Origin of the sequence: Undibacterium sp. Ji42W, from assembly GCF_049340405.1 — a bacterium.
Taxonomy (GTDB): Bacteria; Pseudomonadota; Gammaproteobacteria; order Burkholderiales; family Burkholderiaceae_D; genus Undibacterium.
The window spans coordinates 1-851 of record NZ_JBMPOV010000041.1; the positions used below are offsets into that span (position 1 = coordinate 1).

1 protein-coding gene is annotated in these 851 nt (G+C 50.9%); it reads left to right on the forward strand.

Features of this window, described 5'->3' with window-relative positions:
• Positions 1-849 (forward strand): elongation factor Tu (locus ACO0LG_RS29495; protein WP_423032176.1); only part of this gene is annotated, 849 nt, incomplete at its 5' end.
• Positions 850-851 lie beyond the last annotated feature (2 nt).

An 851-nucleotide genomic window follows, 5' to 3' on the forward strand; every position in this document is an offset into this window, starting at 1 on the left:
CAAACGCGCGAACACATCCTGTTGGCCCGCCAAGTTGGCGTTCCCTACATCATCGTGTTCCTGAACAAATGCGACATGGTAGATGACGCTGAGTTGCTCGAACTGGTTGAAATGGAAGTGCGTGAATTGTTGTCCAAATACGAATTCCCAGGCGACGACCTGCCGATCATTCAAGGTTCCGCCAAACTGGCCCTCGAAGGCGACAAAGGTCCTCTGGGCGAAGAAGCCATCATGAAACTGGCTGACGCACTCGACACCTACATCCCAACACCAGAACGCGCTGTTGACGGCGCCTTCCTGTTGCCAGTAGAAGACGTATTCTCCATCTCCGGTCGCGGTACAGTCGTTACTGGCCGTATCGAACGCGGTATCGTCAAAGTTGGCGAAGAGATTGAAATCGTCGGTATCAAAGACACGGTCAAAACAACATGTACTGGCGTTGAAATGTTCCGCAAACTGCTCGACCAAGGTCAAGCAGGCGATAACGTTGGCGTATTGCTGCGTGGTACCAAGCGTGAAGATATCCAGCGTGGTCAAGTGTTGGCAAAACCAGGTTCGATCAAGCCACATGCGCATTTCACAGGCGAGATCTATGTATTGTCCAAAGATGAAGGTGGTCGTCATACACCATTCTTCAACAACTACCGGCCACAGTTCTACTTCCGTACAACGGACGTGACTGGTTCGATCGAGTTGCCGAAAGACAAAGAAATGGTCATGCCAGGTGATAACGTTTCTATCACTGTAAAACTGATCAACCCGATCGCGATGGAAGAAGGCTTGCGCTTCGCTATCCGTGAAGGTGGCCGTACAGTCGGTGCTGGCGTTGTTGCTAAAATCATCGAGTAATA